Below are 22,094 nucleotides of genomic sequence, written 5' to 3' on the forward strand. Positions count from 1 at the left end.
TTCGAGCCGGACAGGAACAGCGGCGTACGGCTTCGTCGAGCCGGGCGCGGCACACCCGGAATCCTGCTCGCGTCCGCCCCGGCGGCCGGGCAGGATGCTGTGTGCCGCGTCGCCCCGCCAGGAGGTCCTCATGTCCAGCACCGACCAGCCCGTGCCCTTCACCGCCGACGACTACCGGGCCAGGATGACCCGCGCCGCCGAGACGGCCGACGCGGCCGGCCTGGCCGGCGTGCTCGTCGCGCCAGGCCCCGACATGGTCCACCTCACGGGCTACCGGCCGACCGCGGACACCGAGCGCCTCACCCTGCTCGTCCTGCGGGCGGGCCACGAACCCGTCCTCGTCGTACCGGCCCTGGAGGCGGCCGACGCGGAACGCGCGCCGGGTTCACCCGCCCTCGCCCTGAGGGAGTGGACCGACGCGGCGAACCCCTACACCCTGACCGCCGGGCTGCTGCACGCCAAGGGCCGGTTCGGGATCAGCGACAACGCCTGGGCACTGCATCTGCTGGCCCTGCGCAAGCTCCTCCCCGACTCCTCCTACGCCTCGCTCACCGAGGCTCTGCCGATGCTGCGCGCGGTCAAGGACGCGGCCGAGCTGGAACGGCTCGCCGCGGCGGGGGCCGCCGCCGACGCGACGTACGAGGAGATCCTGAAGGTGCGCTTCTCGGGCCGGCGGGAGAGCGACGTGGCCGCCGACCTGGCCGCCCTTCTCACGGAACACGGGCACTCCCAGGTCGACTTCACCGTGGTCGGCTCGGGCCCGAACGGCGCCAACCCGCACCACGAGGCGGGCGGCCGCACCATCGAGGGGGGCGACATGGTCGTCCTGGACTTCGGCGGGCTGATGCACGGCTACGGCTCCGACACCTCCCGCACGGTCCATGTCGGCGAACCCACCGCCGAGGAGCAGCGGGTCCACGACGTCGTGCGCGAGGCACAGGAGGCAGGCTGCCGTGCTGTCCGGCCCGGGGTCGCCTGCCAGGAGATCGACCGGGCGGCCCGTGCCGTCATCACGGAGTTCGGCTACGGCGAACGCTTCATCCACCGCACCGGCCACGGCATCGGCGTCACCACCCATGAACCGCCCTACATGATCGAGGGGGAGGAGCAGCCGCTGGTCCCGGGGATGTGCTTCTCCGTCGAGCCGGGCGTCTACCTCCCGGGCCGCTTCGGGGTCCGCATCGAGGACATCGTCACGGTCACGGGAAGCGGGGGCAGGCGGCTGAACGCCACCGCCCGCGAACTGGCGGTCGTCGAGTAGCGGTTACAGCCGCCGGCGGGTCCCGGCCCCGGTGGACCGCCCTCGCTCACGCGGGCCGAGCGGGGCGCGTGACCTCCCAGGCCGCCTCGATCATCCGGAAGATCTCGTCCACCGCTCCATCCGGATCGGCCGCCTCGCGGGCCAGCGCATGGGCGTCGACCACGAACCGCGCGATCGTCCGGCTCGCCGTCGTGCCCCGCGCCAGTCCGGGACCGGCGGCGATGGCCGTCGCCAGCGTCTCCGCGTGGCGCAGCCTCATCGACTCCTCGTACTTCCGCAGGGCGGGCGACCGGTCGATCATGCGCCAGATCGGCGCGCCGTCGCGCGCCGTGCAGTGCCGCACCATGGCCAGGATCTCGACCTGCAGCGCGGGGATGAGCGGCTCGTTCGGGGCCCGGCCGGTGACCGCCCGCGTGAGGCGTTGCTCGAAGTCCTCGTCCTGCTCGAAGACCAGGGCCTCTTTCGAGGCGAAGTGGGAGAAGAGCGTGGTGACGGCCACGTCGGCCTCGGCGGCCACATCACGGATGCCCACCGCGTCGTAACCGCGTTCCAGGAAGAGCCGCAGGGCGGCGTCGGCGATCCTCTGGCGGGTCGCGGCCTTCTTGCGCTCACGGCGTCCGGGCGGCTCGGTCATACGTGCACGCTATCAGCTAGGAAATCGTAACCGTTTCAAAACACTAACCGTTAGTGCTACGGTCCACCGCATGAAGAAAGTGAGCTTCGCCGAGTTCGGCGGTCCGGACGTTCTGCACCTCATAGACGCCGAGGAGCCCCACGCGGGTCCCGGCCGGATACGCATCGCCGTGCGGGCGGCCGGCGTGAATCCCGTCGACTGGAGGGTCCGCGAAGGTCAGATGCTGAAGGCCCATCCGACCGAGCTGCCCGCGGGGGTCGGGCTGGACGCCGCCGGGGTGGTGGACGAGGTCGGCGAGGGCGTCGAGGGGGTCGAGGTCGGCGACCCCGTGTTCGGCGAGGGCTCCAGCACCTACGCCGAGTTCGCCGTCCTGTCGGCCTGGGCCCGTATGCCCGAGGGGCTGACGTTCCAGGAGGCCGCCGGGTACCCCTCCGTGGTCGAGACCGCGCTGCGCGTCATCCGCGAGGTCGGCGTGCGGCCCGGGGAGACGCTGCTCGTCAGTGGTGCGTCCGGGGGAGTCGGGTCGGCGGTGCTGCAGATCGCCCGCGACCGCGGCATCGCGGTGATCGGCACCGCCGGGGCCGCCAACCAGGACTATCTGCGGAGCCTCGGAGCCCTCGCCACGACGTACGGCGACGGCTGGGCCGAGCGGGTGCGGCAGCTGGGCCGTGTCGACGCGGCGCTCGACCTGGCCGGCTCGGGCGTGATCCGCGAACTCGTCGGGCTGACCGGGGACCCTCGGAAGGTGATCTCCATCGCCGACCTCGACGCACCGGCGCACGGTGTCCGGTTCTCCGGGGTGGCCGGGAGCGTGCCGGACGCGCTTGCCGAGGCCGTCCGCCTCATCTCGCTGGGGAAGCTCCACATCCCGGTCGAGAGGTCCTACACGCTCGCCGAGGCCGCGGCGGCGCACATCGACAGCCAGGCCGGTCACTCGCGCGGGCGCCGGGTCATGGTCGTCTGAGCCCCCCCACCCGGCCGCACAGGCTCGCGAGGGGGAAACCCCTTGTCCGGAAAGCGAGTTGCCCGGCGCCTGAGGCGGAAGCGCCCTCACGGTCGTAGGATCCGTACGCTCCTCGCACCGGCGGGGAGCGTACGAGGGGGGATACCGGATGGCCGGCATTCTGACGATGAGTCACCCGAGGCGACAGGAGGGCGTCGCTCCCGAGCCGGTCGCCCGCAAGATCGACTTCTTCGTCAAGCCGGGGCCGTCCCGGACCGTGGCCCACGTGGAACGGGAGCTGCCGCCGGGCGGCGTGCCCGCCTATCTCGCGGCCCGGGGCAGCGGCGCGCGCTCCTTCGTCCTGTGGGCGGACGAGTACCGCGGGGCACGGGCCGCCACCGTGGTGACCGTCTCCTGCGGGAAGGGGACCTCGGTGTATCAGGTACTCGGCGCGCAGGGCTCCTGTGCACCGTCGTACGCGAGAAGGCGTTGAGGAGGGGGCTGCGCGTCCGGTGGACGGTGAGCCGGCCCGGCGCACCCGACGCGGTGGGATACAAGGGCCGGATCTTCTGGTGGTGCGTGTGGTGGCTGTTCTCGCCCCTGCTGCCGTTCCTCTTCGTGGCGGCCGTGTTCGGTGGCGACGTTCCTCGTGGACCGGGCCGCATCATCTGGCGCGAGGGCGGCCGGGTGCCCCTGGAGTTCAAGGCGCACGGAAACCAGCTGCATCTCCAGGAGGCCTTCCTGGACCCGCGGTCGGGGGCCGCCGTACTGGCCCTGGTCCGCTCCTTCGACGGCGCTCTGAACTCATGGGACCGGGGCAAGATCTGACGGCCGCCCGCAGGGGGCGCGGCCTCAGTCGTCGGCCAGCACCACGCACGACTCCGGCGGCAGGTGCAGCACCCCGTCGTCACCCGGGGCCTCGGCCGGCTCCCAGGCGGCCAGCACCCTGCCCCCGGGCGCACGGCGCCGGCCGGCCCCCAGCGGGATGGCGGCCGGCTTCCCGGACAGGTTGACCGCGATCCGCAGATCGCCCCGCCGGTAGGCGATCCAGCGGGCCTCCTCGTCGTACGCCGTCCGCACCGACGCCAGATCCGGATCGGAGAGGTCCGGCAGGGCGCGGCGCAAGGCGATCAGCTCGCGGTACCAGGCGAGCAGCCGGGCGTGGGGCTCGAGCTCCGGTTCGCTCCAGTCGAGGCAGGAGCGGGCCCGGGTGTCCGGGTCCTGCGGATCGGGGATGTCCTCCTCGGCCCAGCCGTGCGCCCCGAACTCCCGCCGCCTGCCGTCGCGCACGGCGTGGGCCAGCTCCGGGTCGGTGTGGTCGGTGAAGAACTGCCACGGGGTGCGGGCGCCCCACTCCTCGCCCATGAAGAGCATCGGGGTGAACGGCCCGGTGAGCACGAGCGCCGCGGCGCACGCCTGAAGCCCGGGGGAGAGCCCGGCGGCGAGCCGGTCACCGAGGGCACGGTTGCCGATCTGGTCATGGGTCTGGGCGTAACCGACGAAGCGGTGGGCGGGCGTCCGCGTGACGTCGACCGGGCGGCCGTGCGTGCGGCCCCGGAAGCTGGAGTACGTGCCGTTGTGGAAGAACGCCCTGGTCAAGGTCTTGGCGAGGGCGGCCAGCGGGGCGGCCGCGAAGTCGGCGTAGTAGCCCTGGGACTCGCCGGTGAGCGCGGTGTGCAGGGCGTGGTGGAAGTCGTCGTTCCACTGGGCGTGCAGCCCGATGCCGCCCTCCGTGCGCGGAGTGGTCGTCCGCGGGTCGCAGAGATCGGACTCCGCGATCAGCCCCAGCGGTCTGCCGAGCTCCGAGGCGAGGGCGTCGACGGCCGTGGAGAGCTCCTCCAGGAAGGTGAGAGCCCTCCCGTCGGCCAGCGCGTGGACGGCGTCCAGCCGCAGGCCGTCCAGGCGGTAGTCCCGCAGCCAGGCGAGCGCACTGCCCAGCAGATACGCGCGCACCTCGTCCGAGCCGGGAGCGTCGAGATTGACGGCCGAACCCCAGGGGGTGTGGTGCGTGTCCGTGAAGTACGGACCGAAGGCCGGCAGGTAGTTGCCCGAGGGGCCCAGGTGGTTGTGGACCACGTCCAGGACGACCGCGAGGCCCAGACCGTGCGCGGTGTCGACGAAGCGCTTCAGCCCTGCCGGACCCCCGTAGGGTTCGTGCACCGCCCAGAGCGACACCCCTTCGTACCCCCACCCGTGTGTGCCGGGGAACGGACAGACGGGCATCAGCTCCACATGGGTGACGCCGAGGTCCACGAGGCTCCCGAGCCGCTCGGCCGCGGCGTCGAAGGTGCCCGCCTCGGTGAACGTGCCGATGTGCAGCTCGTAGAGGACGGCGCCCGGCATCCCGCGCCCCGCCCAGACGGTGCGCCAGGCGTGGGTGCCGTGGTCGACGACCGCGCTCTCGCCGTCGGGACCGTCCGGCTGGCGGCGGGAGCGCGGATCGGGCAGCACGGGGCCGTCGTCGAGCGAGAACCCGTAACGGTCCCCGTCCGCCGCCTCGGTCTCCGTGGTCCACCAGCCCGCGCGCAGCGGGTCACGCTCCATCGGCCGGCGGCCGCCCGCCACGCACAGTGCGGCAGAGCCGGCCTCGGGGGCCCACACCTCGAACTGCATTCAGCACTCCTCGTCCATGAACCTGATGCCTCGCCGGAGGCCCCACGATCGGCGGAATTCGCACGCACGGCCCCAGGACACTGGAACGAGCCCGTAAGTGGCGATTAGGGTCTGGTCCTGATCATTGCCCTAGCGGGTTCTGCTCATTCGCGGCGAGCCCGGGCAGTAGTGCCAGGTCTCCCGTTCGGATCAGGCTGTCTCAGGGAGCGGCGCGGGAGCGCGCGAGCCCGGCATGATCCAGACGAAAGGCCCTGGGTCCCTCCTACGGCTGCTGGAGGCCGAGATGACCGTGCCGACCTTCCCACCCGGCTTCCTCTGGGGAGCCTCCGCCTCCGCTTTCCAGACGGAAGGGGCCTTCGACGCCGACGGCAAGGGGCCCTCCGGCTGGGACGCCTTCGCCGCCCAGCCCGGCCGGATCAAGGACGGCACCGACACCACCCGGGGCACCGGCTTCCACGAGCACTACCGCGAGGACGTCGCCCTGCTCGCCGGACTCGGCGCGGACGCCTTCCGCTTCTCCATCAGCTGGCCCCGTGTCGTACCCGGCGGCAGCGGCGCGCTCAACCCGGCGGGGCTGGACTTCTACGACCGGCTCGTCGACGAACTCTGCGCCCACGGCATCGCCCCGGCCCCGACGCTCTACCACTGGGACACGCCGCTCCCGCTGGACGAGGCGGGTGGCTGGCTCAACCGGGACACCGCCTACCGCTTCGCCGAGTACGCGGGCATCGTCGCCGAACGCCTCGCCGACCGGGTCCCCATGTGGATCACCATCAACGAACCGGCCGAGGTCACCATGCTCGGCTACGCGCTCGGCGAGCACGCCCCCGGCCGCACGCTCCTCTTCGACGCCCTGCCGGCCGCCCACCACCAACTGCTCGCGCACGGACTGGCCTTACGGGCACTGCGCGCCGCCGGAGCCGGCAACATCGGCATCGCGCTCTCCCACTCACCGGTGTGGACGGCGGGGGAGTCGGACGAGGACCGCACGGGCGCGGAGCTCTACGACACCCTGACCAACTGGCTCTTCGCCGACCCGGTCCTCACCGGCCGCTATCCCGACGAGGGCTTCGCCTCGCTGATGCCGGGGCCGGTCGAGGACGACCTCAAGGTCATCTCGGCGCCCCTCGACTGGTACGGCGTCAACTACTACAACCCGACGCTCGTCGGCGCCCCGCGCCCCGAAGCGCTCGGCTCGTTCTCCGGCTACACCATGCCCGAGGGGCTTCCCTTCGGCATCAGGGAGATCGAGGGCTACGACACCACCGACTTCGGCTGGCCCGTCGTCCCCGAAGGGCTCGCCGAGACCCTCGGGCAGCTGAGGGACCGCTTCGGCGACCGGCTGCCGCCCGTCTACATCACGGAGAACGGCTGCGCCGTCGACGAGCCCGTCGCCGACGGCCGCCGCATCGCCTTCCTGGAAGGGCACCTGGAGGCACTGCGTACGGCCATCGACGCGGGCGTCGACGTGCGCGGCTACTTCACCTGGTCACTCACCGACAACGTCGAATGGACCGAGGGCGCCAGCAAGCGGTTCGGCCTGGTCCACATCGACTACGAGACGCTGCGCCGCACGCCCAAGGAGTCGTACGCCTGGTACCGCGACGTGATCAGCGCGCAACGCACCGGGGGCTCGCGGGGGACGGCGCTCACACCAGGTGGACGCGCTCCTGCGTGATGCGGTGACCGGCCCGGGCGAACGCGGCCGCCATCGGCGTGTTGCCCCGGTCCGTCGCCCCCGCGACGGACGTCGCGCCCTCGGCCGCCAGGAAGTGGGTGCACTCGACGAGCAGGTCGTAGCCGTAGCCGTGACCGCGCTCCTCCGGAACGACCCCGATGAAGCCGATGCAGGGCCCGCCCGGATTGCGGGCCGGCACATGGATGCCCGCGAGACGGCCGTCCGGGGTGTACGCGAGCTGCCACCAGGAGCGGGGCGAGGGGCACCAGTTGAAGAAGTCCAGCTCCTCCTGGGCGGCCTGCTCCAGACCGCCCGGCCCCTCGATGGTGCGCCGGGCGTGGGCGTCCAGCGTCTCGGAGTGGACCCGGCGCAGGACGTCCAGGACCACCGCGTCGTCGGGCTCCGCGCGGAACTCCAGCCGGCCGGGCCGCACGGGCAGCCCGTCGGCGGGCGTCCACTCGTAGCGGTAGCGCTCGACCAGCGGCTTCATACCGGCCGCCTCGGCCGCCGCGATCCGCGCCGAGGCCGCCGCCCGGACCGCGGGCACGTCCCGCCAGCGGGGCGGCACGATCAGCTCGTACTCGACGGACCACGGTGCTCGGCGCAGCAGTTCGGTGCCCGCGGCCTCCTCGCCCTCGGCGAAGTCGAAGTAGTTGAGCAGCACGGGCTCGGTGTCCTCGGGCCCGCCCCACCAGGCCGCCCTGGCGACGACGACGCCGTCACGCAGGGCCACCCAGGACCACTCGGGCCGGTACTCGCCGCCCTCGTCCACGGTGGCGTAGCGGTGGCCGAACGCGGCACGGCCGACGAGAGAGTGACCCTGCAGGGAATCGAAGAGATATGCGTCGCTCGGGGTGAGCGAACGGATGACCGGAACGGTCATGGTGGTGTCCTCCGGGGACTCGGCGCCCCCGGTCAGACCGAGTCCGACACCGTCCTGCGGACGGGACGGGAGCGCGTGAACGTGGTGCTACGGGTGGTGCCGATGTCACGCACGTGTCTCGCCTCCTTCCTCGTCCTGGGCAGGCGCCCGAGGGGGTGCCGGGCGCCGACACTACGGCCTCCGGCACCCCGCGTCCACCGGTTTACGGCTGGTCCCACACCATGTCGAAGGCCCGCTCGAAGTTGACGTACCCCAGGCGCTCGAAGGACCTCGCCATCGGGACGTTCCCGAGGTCGGTCGCCGCCCTGATCCGCTCCACACCCTCCTGCGCGGCGAGCACCCGGGTCCCCTCGGCCAGGATGTCGTCGATGTAGCCGTGGCCCCGTTGCGCCGGCAGCACCCCGATGTAACTGATCATCGGGTGGTAGTTGTTGCGCGCCGGAATGACGAAGCCCACCGGCTCACCGTTCGGCAGCTCCGCGATCCGCCACCACTCCCGAGGCGTCCTGAGACCGGCGAACTCCTCGTCGTACTGCTTCTCCGCCGCCTCGCGGGCGCTCAGGCCGGAGGCCAGGTCCGCCTGGCCGTGGGCGTCCAGGGTGCCTTCCATCACCGGGGTCATCAGCGCGACGAGGTCCTCGCGTCCGGTGACCCGGCGGAACACCAGCCGGCCGGTGTCCTCGGGCACCGGTGTGCCGGCCCGCCACTCCAGACGCAGCCGCTCGACCAGCATCCGGGCGCCGCTCGCCTCCATGACCCGTATCCGGGCCTCCACGACATCGCGGGCGGCGGGGTCCTCGCGCCAGTCCGGCGGGATGTAGCGACCGTACTCGGGCCGGGCGGACCCGGCGGGAACGACCGCGGCGGTCGCCTTCTCGACCAGTTCGAGCCCGATCGTCCCGCGCTCCGGCTCCGGCAGGGTGTCGTCCAGGTCGAAGAAGTCCAGGAGCTGAGGGCTGCCGCCCTCCTGGCCCGTCCACCAGGCGATCCGCCCCACCACGCGGTCGCCGCGCAGGGCCACCCACATCCACTCGGGGCGGCGACGGCCCGTGGCGAGGTCGTCGGCGAGCTCATGGTCGAGCACATAGGGCAGCCGGAGGAAGAGACCGAGTTCGTCCGCTCCGGTGAGCGGACGGATGGTCAGTTCCGGTGGAGCATGGGTCACAGAGTCTCCTCGACGCGAGTGCCGCCTACGACGGCGGCAGCGCGCGAGGATAACAAGTGCCGGGCCCCCGGCGAGCGGCATCCACCCACTGCGGCGCAGGTCAGGGTGGCCGGAAACGGGCATCGTCTGGACACCTCGGGCCTGTCGGCCGACAATCGGTGCTGTGACGTCCTCCTTCGAGCACTACACGTATCCCGCGCGGCTCTCGGACGCCGAGCGCGACCGTGTACTCGGTGTGCTCCGAGACGGCGCCGCACAGGGCAAGCTCTCCCACGACACGTTCCTGCGACGCATGGAACTCGCCCTGACCGCCCGGCGCTCCGAGGAGCTGAAGGCGCTGACCTCGGACCTGGAGTCGGGCGGGCGCTGGTCCCGCAACCTGTTCCGCGCTGTGGGCGGGGTCTCCGCCTTTCCGGCCCGGGTGCGCAGGGCGTGGCAGTCCGAGCGGCTGCCCAGACTCCTGCTGCCCGTGCCCGGACCGCACCCGCTGCGCATCGGCCGCGACCCGGGCAACGGGCTTCGGCTCAGCCACGAGACGGTGTCGCGGCTGCACGCCGAACTGACCGCGCACGGCAGCCGGTGGATCCTGCGCGACCTGGGCTCGACGAACGGCACCTGCGTCAACGGCCAGCGGGTCGTCGGCTCGGTCGTGGTGCGCGACGGCGACCAGGTGAGCTTCGGCCGGATGAGCTTCCGGCTCTGCGCGTCGCTGCCCGTGCCCCCACCCTGAGCGAGCGCACCGCTCAGCGCCCCGCCCTCACCAGCAGCGCAACCGGCCGGTCCGCGAAGAGCTCCGCCACCCGGACCACGGGCCCGGTGAACTCCCGTCCGGCGGACAGAAGATCGGCCCACGGCCCCTCGTCGGGCAGCGCCAGCTCCGTGTCGCGCCAGCCGCCCTCCTCGTCGAGCCGGAGCGACAGCCGGGTCACCGCCGTGACCACCTCGCCGGACCGGCAGAACGCCAGACAGTGCGCGGCCGCCGGGCCCCGCGCCGCCAGCGGGGCGTAGGTACCCGACTCGGCGAAGAGCTCCGGGCGCTCCCGGCGCAGCCGCAGCGCGGCCGTGGTCAGCGCCGCCTTCTCGTCCTCACCCCCCGAGGGCCTGCTGAACGGCCTCCGGTTGTCCGGGTCGACCAGCGCGATGTACTCCCGCTCCGTGCCCTGATACAGGTCGGGCACCCCGGGCATCGTCAGATGCACCAGCGCGGCACCGAGCACATTGGCCCGCACGAAGGGGGCGAGCGTGTCCGCGAAACCGGTCATCATCGACCGGGCCTCGCCCGCGTCGCTGCCCGGACCGGCCGCCACGAAGTCGGTCACCGCCCGCTCGTACGCGGGATCCGGCTCCGTCCAGCTGGTGAACAGCCCGGCCTCGCGCACGGACTTCAGCAGCGCGGGCTCCAGCCTGCCCGCCATCTCACCGGCGGGAAGGCCCGCGCAGCCGTACGCCGACTGCCAGGCCTGCCAGGCCAGCTGGGGGTCCGGGGCCGGCACGGAGGCCGCCCCGGCCAGCCGCGCGACCAGCGCGGACCACCGCTCGGGACATTCGGAGAGGACCGCGATCCGGGCCCGTACGTCGCCGCTGCGTTTGGTGTCGTGGGTGGTCAGCACCGTGCCGGTGGCCGGCCAGTCCCGCGCGATCCGGGCACAGAAGGCGTGGAACTCCTCCGGGCCCACCGCCGGCCGGCCCGGATCGCCGCCCACCTCGGTCGCCGAGATCAGCGGGACGTAGCGGTAGAACGCCGTGTCCTCGACCGACTTGGCGTGCAGCGCCGACGCGGTCTGCGCGAACCGGGCACAGAACGCCACGTGCTCCGGTCCGTCGCCGAGCCGGCCCAGCGCCAGATCCCGCACCACATCGACGGCGTCCGCCTCCTGGGCGACCGAGAACACCGCCCTGGCGTCCCGCACCGCCTCGGCCGGCAGTGTCGACTCGGCGATCTCCGTGAGCGGACCGCCCGCGGTCACGTACGGCCGGTAGACGGGCACCCGCACCAGCAGCTCGCGCACCGCCGTGTGCAGCGCCCACGGCGCGTGGTCCCGCAGTGCGGCGTCCCCGGCGCACGCCTCGACGGCGAGGCGGGTCAGCCACTCCGTCTCGGCGGCCAGCTCATGGGTGACCACACGGTACGCCGCGCGGCGGACGGTCGCGGTCCAGTAGCCGCCGCGGTCCCCGGGAGGGCCCGCGAAGTCCCGGTAGCGGCCCAGCAGGTCGGCCGCGCCCATCGGGTCGGTGAACACGCCGTCGATCCGGTGCAACGCGTCGTACCCGGTCGTGCCCGCGACCGCCCAGCCGGCCGGCAGGGCCTCCGGACCGGTGAGGATCTTCTCCACCACCGTCCACCGCCCGCCGGTGGCGTCGCCGAGCCGCCCGAGATACGCGGCGGGGTCGGCCAGCCCGTCAGGGTGGTCGACGCGCAGCCCGTCGACGACCCCGTCGCGGACCAGTTCGAGGATCTTGGCGTGGGTGGCGGCGAAGACCTCCGGGTGCTCCACCCGGACACCGATCAGATCGGAGATCGTGAAAAAGCGCCGGTAGTTCAGCTCCGTCCTGGCCAGCCGCCACCAGGCGAGCCGGTAGTGCTGGGCGGCCAGCAGCTCATCCGGCGGGAGGTCCGCCGTACCCTCACGCAGGGGGAACTCCAGGTCGCCGTACCGGAGCACCGGCGTGCCGTCGTCCCGGATGCCCGGCTCGATGCTGCCGCGCTCCTCGCCGAACCGCCCCGCCAGCACGGGCAGCAGCACCTTCCCGCCGCCCGCCGCCCAGTCGATGTCGAACCAGCGGGCGTACGGGGACTCCGGGCCCTCGCGCAGCACCTCCCAGAGCGGCAGGTTGTGCCGGGGCGCTGCGGCCATGTGGTTCGGCACGATGTCGAGGATCAGCCCGAGGCCGTGGGCGCGAGCCGTGACGGCCAGCTCCCGCAGCCCCTCCTCGCCCCCGAACTCGGCCCGCACCGTGTGGTGGTCGACGACGTCGTAGCCGTGCCCCGAGCCGGGCACGGCCTCCAGGACGGGGGACAGATGCAGATGGGAGACGCCGAGCTCGGCGATATACGGCACGGCGTCCGCGGCGGCGGCGAACGGGAAGTCCGGTTGGAGCTGCAGCCGGTACGTGGCGGTGGGCGTCATGGACTCGTACGTACCCACCCGGACGCCTCTCTCCCACCTTCTGCGCCACCCGGACCGACCGGTCGGGCCCGCCCGGTCGGTCCGGTCACCCCAACGGCCTACGCCGGACGCTTGAGCACCGTCAGGCTCCGCCCGACGAGCGTCACCCGCTCGCCCGCCGACACCTTGGGGCCCGCCCCCGGCGGCACGCCGTCCGGGATCGCCGTGTCCACGACGACCTGCCACTGCTTGCCGTGGTTCATCGGGACGGCGAACTCCAGCGTCTCGGCACCCGCGTTGAACATGAGCAGGAACGAGTCGTCGGAGATGCGCTCACCGCGCGGCCCCGGCTCGGAGATCGCGTGTCCGTTCAGGAAGACCGTCATGGCCTTGGCGTGCGCGGCCTGCCAGTCCCGCTGGGTCATCTCCTCACCCCTGGGGGTGAACCACGCGATGTCGGACAGCTCGTCGTGCGTGCCCTCCACAGGACGGCCGTGGAAGAAGCGTCTGCGCCGGAAGACCGGGTGGTCGCGGCGGAGCCAGACCATGGACCGGGTGAACTCCAGCAGGCTCGTGTCCGTGGAGCCGCCCTCCTCGTCGCCGTCCTCCGCGTGCGAGGCGGCGGCCGGGTCGGGCCAGTGGACCCAGGAGAGCTCGTTGTCCTGGCAGTAGCCGTTGTTGTTGCCCCGCTGCGTCCGCGCGAACTCGTCGCCGTGACTCAGCATGGGCACGCCCTGGGAGAGCATCAGCGTGGCGATGAAGTTGCGCATCTGGCGGCTGCGCAGCTCCAGGACCTCCTTGTCCTCGGTCTCCCCCTCCGCCCCGCAGTTCCACGAGCGGTTGTGGCTCTCGCCGTCCCGGTTGCCCTCGCCGTTGGCGTCGTTGCGCTTCTCGTTGTACGAGACCAGGTCGTGCAGCGTGAAACCGTCGTGGCAGGTGGTGAAGTTGATCGAGGCCAGCGGGCGTCTTCCGTCGTCCTGGTAGAGGTCCGAGGAGCCCGTCAGGCGCCCGGCGAACTCCGCGAGGGTCCGGGGCTCACCCCGCCAGAGATCCCGCACCGTGTCCCGGTACTTGCCGTTCCACTCGGTCCACAGCGGCGGGAAGTTCCCCACCTGGTAGCCGCCCTCGCCCACGTCCCAGGGCTCGGCGATCAGCTTGACCTGGCTCACCACGGGATCCTGCTGCACCAGGTCGAAGAAGGAGGACAGCCGGTCCACCTCGTGGAACTGGCGTGCGAGTGTCGCGGCCAGGTCGAAGCGGAAGCCGTCCACGTGCATCTCGGTCACCCAGTACCGCAGGGAGTCCATGATCAACTGGAGGACGTGCGGGGACCGCATCAGCAGGGAGTTCCCGGTGCCGGTGGTGTCCATGTAGTACTTCTGGTCGTCCGCCAGGCGGTAGTACGAGGCGTTGTCCAGGCCCCGGAAGGAGAGCGTCGGGCCGAGATGGTTGCCCTCGGCGGTGTGGTTGTAGACCACGTCGAGGATCACCTCGATGCCCGCCTGGTGCAGTGCCTTCACCGCCTGCTTGAACTCCAGCACCTGTTCACCGCGGTCGCCCCAGGAGGCGTACGCGTTGTGCGGGGCGAAGAAGCCGATGGTGTTGTAACCCCAGTAGTTGGCCAGGCCGGCGTCGGCGAGACGGTGGTCCTGGACGAACTGGTGCACCGGCATCAGCTCGATCGCGGTGACGCCCAGCTCCGTCAGATGGGCGATGATCTCGGGGTGTGCGAGTCCCGCGTAGGTGCCGCGGAGCTCCTCGGGCAGGCCCGGGTGGAGCATCGTCAGGCCCTTCACATGGGCCTCGTAGATCACCGTGCGGTGGTAGTCGGTGCGCGGGCGGCGGTCGTCACCCCAGTCGAAGTAGGGATTGACCACGACCGAGCTCATCATGTGCGGCGCCGAGTCGAGGTCGTTGCGCTCGTCCGGCTTGCCGAACGGGTAGCCGTACACCGCCTCGCCCCACTGGATCTGCCCCGAGATCGCACGCGCGTACGGATCGAGGAGCAGTTTCGCCGAGTTGCAGCGCTGTCCGTGCTGCGGCTCGTACGGTCCGTGCACCCGGAAGCCGTAGCGCTGCCCCGGCATCACCCCGGGCAGATAGGCGTGACGGACGAAGGCGTCGGTCTCGCGGAGTTCCACCGCCGTTTCTGAACCGTCGTCGTGCAGAAGGCACAACTCGATTCGGTCGGCGGCCTCCGAAAAGACCGCGAAGTTGGTTCCGGCGCCGTCGTACGTGGCGCCGAGCGGATACGCGTGTCCCGGCCAGACCTGCATAGATAGGACTCTTCCACTTCTGATCCGGGTGCTGGGGGTTTTCGCCCCGATACTCCCCGAAAGACGGTCCTGTACCTAGTACGTCGACCGGTGCGGCCGGTTTCCGTCGTCGGAGCCCACCGGGCCGGTCAACCCGGTACGCCTCGGTGTCGCCCGGACAGGGGCCCGGGCCGCCGGGCAGCTCCTCCGTCCGGTATGCGGCGTGCGAGGGGGTGCGCAATCACTATGAACCATCTCACTCCACCCGATCTCACCGCAAGGAACGAGCCTGCGGCATAGGGGAGTTGAGTAAGGAGCCTGTGCATCCTGCTGCACCGGCTCCCGCTACCGGAGTACCCTTCCTTGATCGTTGGTGGGGGAGTGGAAGGCGGTACACGGGTGAGCTCGGGAGGGTTCGAGCTGCCCCCAGGTGACACGGGTCACGAGGGGGAATCGACCGATGCCCCGCCAGGGGCTGTCTCCCTCGCACAGCCCATGGAGATCGGTGCCGATCTGAACTGGGGAGCGGACGCCTGGAACGAGGTGCGCACACGCGCCCAGCGCGCCGGGCGGGCGTACATCTGGCTGAATCTGGTGGAACAGCGGCTGCGCGCCGTGGTCTCCGCCGTGATCCGGCCGATCTACGAGCCGGTGCACGGCGAGGACTGGGTGGTGGCCGCCGCGGGGCCCGCGGGCCAGGAGTGGGTGCAGCGCGCCGTCGCGGTCCGGGAGGTCTCGCGCCGCAAGGGCTATCTGCTCGACCCGGCCGACGACAACGTCCTGAGCTTCCTCACACTGCCGCAGCTGCGTGAGCTGATGGTCCAGCACTGGCCCTGCTTCGAGCCGTACTTCGACGACCGCCGCGAGGTGGAGCTCGCGCTGGACGAGCTGGAGGTGGCGCGCAACGTCGTCTCCCGTAACCGCGCGCTCAACGAGGCGGTCCTGGCGCAGGCCGAACGCGCCTCCGCGCGGCTCCTGGAGATCCTCGGCAGCGGCGCGGCCGTCCCCTCCGCCGAGCGGCTGCCGGTGGACGCCGTGGAGGAGCTGGTCGGCGACCGCTACGCCGACGTGGTCTCCGTCCACCCGGACCGGGTGCGGCTGCAGCGTCAGCTGCCCGCCGAGGACCTCTTCGGGAGCGCGCGCCGGCTGGACGCGATCGGCATCGGGCTCAACCTCCTCACACAGAACTTCTCGGGGCGTCGGCTGGTGCGCCTCGCCGAGTCGGGCTGCCGGGTCCGGCTGCTGTTCATCAACCCGGCGAGCAGCGCGGTCAAGCGCCGGGAGCGCGAACTGGGCCTCAAGAAGGGCGAACTGAGCCGCTCCGTCGAGATGAACATCCTCCATATGCGCCGGGTCCGCTCCAAGCTCCGCGACCCGGGTGCCTTCCAGATCCACGTCTTCGACGAGACGCCGCGCTTCACGGCGTATCTGGTGGACGGCGACGGATCCGACGCGGTCGGGGTCGTCCAGACGTATCTGCGGCGCGCACGCGGCATGGAGGCGCCCGTGCTGGTGCTGCGCGGCGGGGGGCGTGCGGTGGTCAGGGCGGGGCAGGACAGCGAGCACGGCCTCTTCGAGACGTACCGCGAGGAGTTCGAGTCCGTCTGGACGGACTCCAGGCCCGTCTCCTGACGCCCCTTCCAGCGTTGTCAGTGGTGCGTGCGAAGGTGGTCATCACTTGGGGGAACGCACCAAAGAAGGAGGTACGGGATGAGCTGGATCAGCGGGCCGCTGCTGGCGTTCGACCTGGAGACCACGGGGACGGACGTCGAGACCGACCGCATCGTGACGGCGGCGGTCGTCCGGCTGGAGGCGGACGGATCCGTCTCGGAGGAGCTGACCTGGCTGCTGGATCCGGGCGTCGCCATACCGGAGCAGGCGTCGGCGATCCACGGCATCTCGACCGAACGCGCCCGCGAGCACGGGGCACCGGCCGCCTCCGCGATCGAGGAGATCACCCGGGCCGTCGCCGACGGGCTGCGCTCGGGGACGCCGCTGGTGGTGATGAACGCGCGCTACGACCTCTCCCTGCTCGACCGTGAGTGCCGGAGGTACGGCGTGGAGTCGGTCAGCGAGCGGCTGGGGGACGCGCCCTCGCCCGTCATCGATCCGCTGGTGATCGACAAGCATGTCGACAAGTACCGCAAGGGGAAGCGTGCCCTTCACGCCCTGTGCGACCACTACGGGGTGTCGCTGGAGGACGCGCACGACGCGAGGGCGGACGCCGTGGCCGCGGCCCGGGTGGTGCGGAGCATGGGGGAGAGGCACCAGCCCGTCGGAGTGATGGCGCTGGAGGACCTGCACGGCCTCCAGGTGCACGCGGCCGCCGAGCAGTCGCTCTCCCTGCAGGCCTATCTGCGGCGCACCGCGGACCCGGCGGCCGTCGTCGAAGCCGCCTGGCCGCTCATCCCCCGGAGGCGCGAGCCGCAGGCGGGCGAGAGCGATGCGGGGGCGTCAGTTCGAAGCCGGTGAGGCCGTTTCGTCGGCCTTGATGTCGAAGTCGATCCGGTCACCGTCGACCGAGGTCACGGTGACGGACACGCCCAGGGTGCTGCCGTCGTCCGCCGTCAGTGTGCAACGCGTGGTGGTGCCGGTCTTCCCGACGAGGTCCTCGGGGCAGATGACGTCCGGCTTCGGCTGGTTCATGGTGCTTGCGAGCTTCTCGGCCACCGTGTCGGCCAGCTTGTCCGCGGACATCTTCGGCTCGGAGCTCCCGACGTCGACCGAGGCCGAGCAGCCGACGAGCAGCAGGCCGGCGGCCAGGGCCGAGAGGCTCCATGTCACCGCGGTCGAGCGGGTTATGGGCATGGGGGAGCTCCAGTTCCGAATGTTCCGAGGCAGTGGCCGGAAGCATACGCGGCGCGGGCGCGGCCGATACGGGGCGTCCGGATCCGGCCGGATCACAGCTTCCCGAAGAGCACTCCGCGCCAGGTCCAGCCGGCCGTGAGGGCGGTGTTCCGCAACGGGCCGGTCAGCTCCGCGCTGTCGAAGCTGGACGTCTCCGTCGCCTGGAGGCGGCCGTCCTCCCCGCGCTGGAGCGACCAGCGACGGGAGACGGTCCTGCCCGAGCCCCGCCCGTACTCCGCGGAGGTCCGGAGCCGAGGGGGATTGCCGACGCGGGTGACCTCCCACTGCTCCTCGACGGCCCGCACCTCATGGCTCTCCTCGACCAGGCGCATCCGGATCCGGATGGCGTGCGTCAGCTGGGATCCGATGAAGAAGGTCTGCCAGGCGGGCTCGGCGATCCGCCACTCCGCCACCAGGTCGGCGCCGTCCGACGCGCCGTCACGGATGATGTAGGGGACGTCGGGCCGGTTGAGGCCGAGCAGGGCACTCCGCAGGTCCTCGGCCGGACGCGGCTCCACCCCGTCCTCGGGGTGCCTGGTTCCGGTGAGCATGTCGAGGATTCCCATGCGGTCAACCTATGCCACGCGCATCAGGCGCTGTGCGCGACGGGGGTGCGGCTCAGAAGGGATACCAGCGCACCTCGGGGTCGTCCTCGCGCAGTGACGCCACCCTGCGCCGGAACTCCGCCAGGGCCTTGGGGTTCGCCGGGGCGTGCTGGGACACCCAGGCGCAGCTCGCCGTCTCGCGGGCGCCGCGCAGCACCGCGCACCCTTCCCAGGCGCGTACGTCCCAGCCGTACGCCTCCGTGAACGCGTCGTAGGCCTGCGCGGGCAGGCCGTACCGGTCACGGGAGAGCGCGAGAACCACCAGATCGTGCTCGCGCAGGTCGGCGGAGAAGGTCTCCAGATCGACCAGCACCGGCCCGTCCGGGCCGACGTGGACATTGCGGGGGAGCGCGTCGCCGTGGACGGGACCCGGCGGCAGGTGCGGGGCGAGGGCCGCCGCGGCCTTCGCGAAGCCGTCGCGCCGGCCGCGGAGATAGTCGGCGTCGGCCGGATCGATCGCCTCGCCCGCCAAGCGCAGCCAGCGCTCGACACCGCCGAGCAGCTCACGCCGCGGCAGCGTGAAGCCCTCCGGGGCGGGCAGTGCGTGCACCTGGGTGAGCAGCGGGGCCAGATCCCGCGGTTCGGACGGGCGCACGGCGCGGGGCAGCCGGTGCCACAAGGTCACCGGGTGGCCCTCGACCAGGCGGGCCAGGGGTTCGGCGGCCCGCACGGCGGGTACGCCCGAGTCGGCGAGCCACAGGGCGACGGCCACCTCGCGCTCGGCCCGCTCCCGGAGCTCCGGGTGTTGCGTCGAGTCCCGGCCGACCTTCACCACCAGGTCGCCGAGGCCGAACACCGCGTTCTCGCCGAGTGCGAGGAGTTCCGCCCCGGCGGGCAGTCCGGCGGCCGTCAGTACCTCGCGCGCACGCATGTCGTCCATGGCTCGATTTTCTCATCCTCGCAGGCCACCTTGACGAACGGGCGGTCCGTCAGCACGATGACGGGGGCCGCCCGGGCGGCGATACGGGGATGAAACCGATCCAAGGAAGTAAAAGGGGTCGAATTCATGACATTGGCGACCGCAACGGAGCGGTCCGGGCGTAAGAGCCCACAGGGCGGCCGGGGTGAGGGCCGCCGACGGGACGGCGCCACCTGGTTCCTGGTGCTGCCCGCACTGATCCCGATCCTGATCCTGAGCGTCGGCCCGCTGGTCTACGGCATCCTGCTGGCCTTCACCGACGCCCAGTCGGGCCGCACCCGCTCCACCCAGTGGATCGGGGTCCTCAACTTCCAGGACCTGCTCCACGACACCCTGTTCTGGGACTCGTTCCGGATCGGCCTGCTGTGGGCGGTCGGGGTCACGGTCCCGCAGTTCGTGCTGGCCCTCGGTCTCGCTCTGCTGCTCAACGCGAACCTGCGGATGCGCTGGCTCGCCAGGGCTCTGGCGATCATTCCCTGGGCCATGCCCGAGGTCGTCGTCGGCATCATGTGGCGGCTGGTCTACAACCCCGACGCGGGCATCCTCAACGAGACCATCCGCGATCTCGGGCTCGGCGACGGCAGGGACTGGCTGACCGGTCTCGCCACCGCTCTGCCCGCCGTGATAGTCGTCGGCATCTGGGCCGGCATGCCGCAGACCACCGTGGCGCTGCTGGCCGGGCTGCAGAACACCCCACACGAACTCCACGAGGCGGCCGCCCTCGACGGAGCGGGAGCCTGGCGACGCTTCCGCACGGTCACCTGGCCCGCCATCCGGCCGGTGGCACTGGCCATCAGCGCGCTCAACTTCATCTGGAACTTCAACTCCTTCGCCCTGGTCTACGTCCTGACCAGCGGAGGGCCGGGAGGCCGCACCCGGCTGCCCATGCTCTTCGCCTACGAAGAGGCCTTCCGCTACGGGCAGTTCGGCTACGCCGCCGCGATGGGATGCGTGATGGTCGCCGTCATCTCGGTGCTCCTCGCCGTCTACCTCGTCGGCCGGCTCGGGGGAGGCGAGGACGCATGAGCCTCCGTACGGGCAGAACCGCGCGCGCCGGGCAGTACGCCGCGCTCCTGTGCTACCTCGTCTTCCTGGCGTTCCCCTTCCTCTGGCTGATCTCCACCGCCTTCAAGCCGGCCCGTGAGCTCGGCTCGCTGCACCCCACGTGGATCCCCGAGGACCCGACGCTGGACAACTTCCGGCAGGCCTTCGACGAGCAGCCGCTGCTCCGGGCCGCGGCCAACTCGCTCACCGCGGCGCTCTGCGCCGCCCTGATCGCGGTCGTCATCGCCACGCCCATGGCCTATGTGATGGCCCGTCACCGCGGGCGGCTGTCCACGGCCGCCACCGGGTGGGTCGTGGTCAGCCAGGCGTTCCCCTTCGTCCTGGTGATCATTCCGCTGTTCCTGGTCCTCAAGTACCTGCACCTGATCAACTCGCTGTGGGGGCTGATCCTGGTGTACGTCGTCTGGTCCCTCCCCTTCGCGCTCTGGATGCTGGCCGGGTACGTGCGGGCCGTGCCCCCCGAGCTGGAGGAAGCCGCCGCTGTCGACGGGGCCGGCAAGGCGCGGATCCTGATCTCGGTCACCGCGCCGCTGCTGGCCCCCGGGATCGTCGCCACCGCGCTCTTCGCGTTCATCACCGCATGGAACGAGTTCTTCTTCGCGCTCGTCCTGCTCAAGACACCGGAGAAGCAGACCTTGCCGGTCGTACTCACCCACTTCCTCGGCGCGGAGGGCGTGGCCGACCTCGGGCCGCTCGCCGCCGCCGCGTTCCTCGCCACTCTTCCCTCGCTCGTGCTCTTCGCGATCATCCAGAAGCGCATCACGGGCGGTCTCACGGCCGGGGCGGTGAAGCACTGATGCGCCGTCGGCTGCCCGCGCTCGCCGCGGTGACCACCACCCTCGTCCTCCTGCTGGCCGGCTGCTCGGGGGAGGGCGGCGGTACGGACGCGGACGGCACGATCCGGCTCAGCTTCCAGTCGCTGGCCTGGCAGAAGGAGTCCGTCGACGCCAACAAGCAGCTCGTGCGCGAGTGGAACGCCGTCAACCCCGACGTGCAGGTGGACTACGTCCAGGGCAGCTGGGACAACGTCCACGACCAGCTGCTCACCTCCTTCGAGGGCGGTGAGGCGCCCGACATCATCCACGACGCCTCGGACGACCTCGCGGACTTCGCGTACGGCGGCTACCTCGCCGATCTGCGGACCCTGCTGCCGGACCGGCTGACCGAGGACATCCCGCAGCAGTCCTGGGCCACCACCACCTTCGATGACGGCGTCTACGGCGTGCCGTTCCTCCAGGAGCCCAAGGTCCTGATCGCCAACAAGAAGATCCTGGAGTCCTCGGGTGTCCGGATCCCCACCCCCGAGAAGCCCTGGAGCTGGCCGGAATTCCGGCAGGTCACCGCGGAGCTGACGAAGAAGGGGACGTACGGGGTCGCCTGGCCGCTCAAGGAGCCCGTCTCCGTCACTCTCAATCTGGGCCTCTCCGCCGGCGGGCAGCTCTTCCACCGGGGCGCGGACGGCAAGGTGGCCATCCGGTCGGGCGAGGGCGACCAGGTCATGCCCGGCACGGTACGGGACCAGGTCAACTCCGACCGCAGCGCGGCACGTTCGGCGCTCGGCATGGGGGGCTCGGACACGCTCCCCGGATTCTTCGGCGGCAAGTACGCCATGGTCCCGCTGGGCTTCTCCTACCGCCAGCAGGTCGTGGAGCAGGCCCCCGAGGGCTTCGAATGGACGGTTCTGCCCACCCCGGCAGGCAGCGGAGGGCTCGCCCAGGGGGTCAGTCCGCAGACCCTCTCGGTCGCCGAGGACAGCCCGCACAAGAAGGAGGCCGCGCGGTTCATCGACTTCCTCCTGCGCCCGCCGAACATGGTGCGGCTGGCCAGGGGCGACTGGATGCTGCCGACCGGCACCGAGGCGCTCGCGGATCCCGCACTGCACACCGAGAAGAACGGCTGGGCGACCGGCACCGCTCTCGCCCGGTCGCTGCGCCCGGCCCCCGCACAGTCGGTGCGCGGCTATCCCGAGTGGAAGGACAAGGTCGCCACGCCCGCGCTCCAGGAGTACTACAGCGGGGCCATCGACACCGAGGAGCTGAGGAAACGCCTGGTCGACGACGGGAACAGGGTGCTGGCCCGCTACCAGCGCTGAGCAGGGCCCGGCACGGACCGGGAAATA

20 protein-coding genes are annotated in these 22,094 nt (G+C 71.7%); 11 read left to right on the forward strand and 9 right to left on the reverse strand.

Going from position 1 to position 22,094, the window contains the following annotated elements:
• The first annotated feature begins 130 nt into the window (after positions 1-130).
• The gene (locus tag ACIQM3_RS27500; protein WP_401628624.1) at positions 131-1,261 is read left to right on the forward strand and encodes a M24 family metallopeptidase; all 1,131 of its coding nucleotides are present in this window, start codon (positions 131-133) and stop codon (positions 1,259-1,261) included.
• Between the two features lie 46 nt (positions 1,262-1,307).
• Here the strand turns inward: ACIQM3_RS27500 and ACIQM3_RS27505 are convergent, their stop codons facing one another.
• Entirely contained in the window at positions 1,308-1,895 is a 588-nt protein-coding gene (locus ACIQM3_RS27505; RefSeq protein ID WP_401628626.1) for a TetR/AcrR family transcriptional regulator, read from the reverse strand.
• A 70-nt stretch (positions 1,896-1,965) separates the two neighbouring features.
• Between ACIQM3_RS27505 and ACIQM3_RS27510 the strand changes: the two genes are divergently transcribed.
• From ACIQM3_RS27510 to ACIQM3_RS27520, 3 genes are all read left to right on the forward strand, one after another.
• A complete protein-coding gene (locus tag ACIQM3_RS27510; RefSeq protein ID WP_401628628.1) occupies positions 1,966-2,859 on the forward strand; it encodes an NADP-dependent oxidoreductase in 894 nt (297 codons plus the stop codon).
• A gap of 148 nt (positions 2,860-3,007) precedes the next feature.
• Positions 3,008-3,331, forward strand: coding sequence for a hypothetical protein (locus tag ACIQM3_RS27515; protein WP_401628630.1), 324 nt, complete (start codon positions 3,008-3,010; stop codon positions 3,329-3,331).
• A gap of 26 nt (positions 3,332-3,357) precedes the next feature.
• Positions 3,358-3,666: a hypothetical protein gene (locus ACIQM3_RS27520; RefSeq protein ID WP_401628632.1), complete on the forward strand. Its 309-nt coding sequence runs from the start codon at positions 3,358-3,360 to the stop codon at positions 3,664-3,666.
• Between the two features lie 24 nt (positions 3,667-3,690).
• On the opposite strand, the gene treZ is transcribed toward ACIQM3_RS27520, so the two are convergent.
• A complete protein-coding gene (gene treZ, locus ACIQM3_RS27525) occupies positions 3,691-5,451 on the reverse strand; it encodes a malto-oligosyltrehalose trehalohydrolase (protein WP_401628635.1) in 1,761 nt (586 codons plus the stop codon).
• A gap of 283 nt (positions 5,452-5,734) precedes the next feature.
• Between treZ and ACIQM3_RS27530 the strand changes: the two genes are divergently transcribed.
• On the forward strand, positions 5,735-7,129 hold the full coding sequence (locus ACIQM3_RS27530) for a GH1 family beta-glucosidase (protein WP_401629769.1): 1,395 nt from the start codon (positions 5,735-5,737) through the stop codon (positions 7,127-7,129).
• Here the strand turns inward: ACIQM3_RS27530 and ACIQM3_RS27535 are convergent.
• Together ACIQM3_RS27535 and ACIQM3_RS27540 are read right to left on the reverse strand one after the other, a co-directional pair.
• Positions 7,101-8,012: a GNAT family N-acetyltransferase gene (locus tag ACIQM3_RS27535; protein ID WP_401628638.1), complete on the reverse strand. Its 912-nt coding sequence runs from the start codon at positions 8,010-8,012 to the stop codon at positions 7,101-7,103. The genes ACIQM3_RS27530 and ACIQM3_RS27535 overlap by 29 nt on opposite strands.
• A 202-nt stretch (positions 8,013-8,214) precedes the next feature.
• Complete coding sequence (locus ACIQM3_RS27540) at positions 8,215-9,177, reverse strand: GNAT family N-acetyltransferase (RefSeq protein WP_401628641.1); 963 nt, start codon at positions 9,175-9,177, stop codon at positions 8,215-8,217.
• 163 nt (positions 9,178-9,340) lie between these two features.
• On the opposite strand from ACIQM3_RS27540, the gene ACIQM3_RS27545 reads away from it, so the two are divergent.
• A complete protein-coding gene (locus ACIQM3_RS27545; protein WP_401628644.1) occupies positions 9,341-9,907 on the forward strand; it encodes an FHA domain-containing protein in 567 nt (188 codons plus the stop codon).
• Between the two features lie 13 nt (positions 9,908-9,920).
• Here ACIQM3_RS27545 and treY read toward each other — a convergent pair whose 3' ends face one another.
• Together treY and glgX are read right to left on the reverse strand one after the other, a co-directional pair.
• A complete protein-coding gene (gene treY / locus ACIQM3_RS27550; RefSeq protein WP_401628647.1) occupies positions 9,921-12,305 on the reverse strand; it encodes a malto-oligosyltrehalose synthase in 2,385 nt (794 codons plus the stop codon).
• Positions 12,306-12,403: 98 nt separating this feature from the next.
• Positions 12,404-14,560 carry a glycogen debranching protein GlgX gene (gene glgX / locus ACIQM3_RS27555; protein WP_401628650.1) on the reverse strand — a complete coding sequence of 719 codons (2,157 nt, stop codon included), beginning with the start codon at positions 14,558-14,560 and terminating at the stop codon, positions 12,404-12,406.
• A gap of 378 nt (positions 14,561-14,938) precedes the next feature.
• On the opposite strand from glgX, the gene ACIQM3_RS27560 reads away from it, so the two are divergent.
• Positions 14,939-16,171 (forward strand): SAV2148 family HEPN domain-containing protein, encoded by a 1,233-nt coding sequence (locus ACIQM3_RS27560; RefSeq protein ID WP_401628653.1) that lies wholly within the window; start codon positions 14,939-14,941, stop codon positions 16,169-16,171.
• A 78-nt stretch (positions 16,172-16,249) separates the two neighbouring features.
• Positions 16,250-17,011 (forward strand): 3'-5' exonuclease, encoded by a 762-nt coding sequence (locus ACIQM3_RS27565; RefSeq protein ID WP_401628656.1) that lies wholly within the window; start codon positions 16,250-16,252, stop codon positions 17,009-17,011.
• Here the strand turns inward: ACIQM3_RS27565 and ACIQM3_RS27570 are convergent.
• The 3 genes from ACIQM3_RS27570 to ACIQM3_RS27580 form a co-directional block, all read right to left on the reverse strand.
• Positions 16,994-17,347, reverse strand: coding sequence for a DUF4333 domain-containing protein (locus tag ACIQM3_RS27570; protein ID WP_401628659.1), 354 nt, complete (start codon positions 17,345-17,347; stop codon positions 16,994-16,996). The two genes, ACIQM3_RS27565 and ACIQM3_RS27570, sit on opposite strands and share 18 nt — an antisense overlap.
• A 92-nt stretch (positions 17,348-17,439) precedes the next feature.
• Positions 17,440-17,952 (reverse strand): hypothetical protein, encoded by a 513-nt coding sequence (locus ACIQM3_RS27575; protein WP_401628662.1) that lies wholly within the window; start codon positions 17,950-17,952, stop codon positions 17,440-17,442.
• Positions 17,953-18,004: 52 nt separating this feature from the next.
• Positions 18,005-18,871: a phosphotransferase enzyme family protein gene (locus ACIQM3_RS27580; protein ID WP_401628665.1), complete on the reverse strand. Its 867-nt coding sequence runs from the start codon at positions 18,869-18,871 to the stop codon at positions 18,005-18,007.
• A gap of 126 nt (positions 18,872-18,997) precedes the next feature.
• Between ACIQM3_RS27580 and ACIQM3_RS27585 the strand changes: the two genes are divergently transcribed.
• From ACIQM3_RS27585 to ACIQM3_RS27595, 3 genes are read left to right on the forward strand one after another with little or no spacing between them, the layout of a single operon-like run.
• Positions 18,998-19,936 (forward strand): carbohydrate ABC transporter permease, encoded by a 939-nt coding sequence (locus tag ACIQM3_RS27585; RefSeq protein WP_401628668.1) that lies wholly within the window; start codon positions 18,998-19,000, stop codon positions 19,934-19,936.
• Positions 19,933-20,772 (forward strand): carbohydrate ABC transporter permease, encoded by an 840-nt coding sequence (locus ACIQM3_RS27590; protein WP_401628671.1) that lies wholly within the window; start codon positions 19,933-19,935, stop codon positions 20,770-20,772. The genes ACIQM3_RS27585 and ACIQM3_RS27590 overlap by 4 nt, the downstream gene beginning before the upstream one ends.
• Positions 20,772-22,067, forward strand: a complete 1,296-nt coding sequence (locus ACIQM3_RS27595) for an ABC transporter substrate-binding protein (RefSeq protein ID WP_401628674.1) — start codon at positions 20,772-20,774, stop codon at positions 22,065-22,067. Before ACIQM3_RS27590 ends, ACIQM3_RS27595 begins: the two co-directional genes overlap by 1 nt.
• Positions 22,068-22,094 lie beyond the last annotated feature (27 nt).

The sequence above is a fragment of the Streptomyces sp. NPDC091271 genome, from assembly GCF_044757505.1.
In the GTDB taxonomy this organism is placed as follows: Bacteria; Actinomycetota; Actinomycetes; order Streptomycetales; family Streptomycetaceae; genus Streptomyces.

Coding starts and splice junctions, on each gene's coding strand:
- ACIQM3_RS27500 (WP_401628624.1), top strand. CDS start 131: ATGTCCAGCACCGACCAGCCCGTGCCCTTCACCGCCGACGACTACCGG.
- ACIQM3_RS27505 (WP_401628626.1), bottom strand. CDS start 1,895: ATGACCGAGCCGCCCGGACGCCGTGAGCGCAAGAAGGCCGCGACCCGC.
- ACIQM3_RS27510 (WP_401628628.1), top strand. CDS start 1,966: ATGAAGAAAGTGAGCTTCGCCGAGTTCGGCGGTCCGGACGTTCTGCAC.
- ACIQM3_RS27515 (WP_401628630.1), top strand. CDS start 3,008: ATGGCCGGCATTCTGACGATGAGTCACCCGAGGCGACAGGAGGGCGTC.
- treZ (WP_401628635.1), bottom strand. CDS start 5,451: ATGCAGTTCGAGGTGTGGGCCCCCGAGGCCGGCTCTGCCGCACTGTGC.
- ACIQM3_RS27530 (WP_401629769.1), top strand. CDS start 5,735: ATGACCGTGCCGACCTTCCCACCCGGCTTCCTCTGGGGAGCCTCCGCC.
- ACIQM3_RS27535 (WP_401628638.1), bottom strand. CDS start 8,012: ATGACCGTTCCGGTCATCCGTTCGCTCACCCCGAGCGACGCATATCTC.
- treY (WP_401628647.1), bottom strand. CDS start 12,305: ATGACGCCCACCGCCACGTACCGGCTGCAGCTCCAACCGGACTTCCCG.
- glgX (WP_401628650.1), bottom strand. CDS start 14,560: ATGCAGGTCTGGCCGGGACACGCGTATCCGCTCGGCGCCACGTACGAC.
- ACIQM3_RS27565 (WP_401628656.1), top strand. CDS start 16,250: ATGAGCTGGATCAGCGGGCCGCTGCTGGCGTTCGACCTGGAGACCACG.
- ACIQM3_RS27570 (WP_401628659.1), bottom strand. CDS start 17,347: ATGCCCATAACCCGCTCGACCGCGGTGACATGGAGCCTCTCGGCCCTG.
- ACIQM3_RS27575 (WP_401628662.1), bottom strand. CDS start 17,952: ATGGGAATCCTCGACATGCTCACCGGAACCAGGCACCCCGAGGACGGG.
- ACIQM3_RS27580 (WP_401628665.1), bottom strand. CDS start 18,871: ATGGACGACATGCGTGCGCGCGAGGTACTGACGGCCGCCGGACTGCCC.
- ACIQM3_RS27585 (WP_401628668.1), top strand. CDS start 18,998: ATGACATTGGCGACCGCAACGGAGCGGTCCGGGCGTAAGAGCCCACAG.
- ACIQM3_RS27590 (WP_401628671.1), top strand. CDS start 19,933: ATGAGCCTCCGTACGGGCAGAACCGCGCGCGCCGGGCAGTACGCCGCG.
- ACIQM3_RS27595 (WP_401628674.1), top strand. CDS start 20,772: ATGCGCCGTCGGCTGCCCGCGCTCGCCGCGGTGACCACCACCCTCGTC.